Genomic DNA, 243 nt, shown 5'->3' on the forward strand with positions numbered 1-243 from the left:
GAATTAGTCGGAGAACTGGCGCTTACAGGCGCTCTGCGTGGCGTTCCCGGCGCAATCTCCAGTGCAACTGAAGCTATTAAGTCGGGCAGAAAAATTATCGTCGCGAAAGATAACGAAGATGAAGTGGGGCTAATTAACGGTGAAGGATGCCTGATAGCCGATCATCTGCAAGCTGTCTGTGCGTTTCTGGAAGGTAAGCACGCTCTCGAACGCCCGAAACCAACTGATGCAGTATCCCGGGCG

At 52.7% G+C, this 243-nt stretch carries 1 pseudogene; it reads left to right on the forward strand.

Annotated features, from left to right (window positions below):
* Nucleotides 1-243 (forward strand): annotated as a pseudogene (locus V5P19_RS24315) (hypothetical protein); the annotation flags it as partial.

The sequence above is a fragment of the Enterobacter sp. UNJFSC 003 genome (assembly GCF_036903355.1).
Classification (GTDB): domain Bacteria; phylum Pseudomonadota; class Gammaproteobacteria; order Enterobacterales; family Enterobacteriaceae; genus Enterobacter.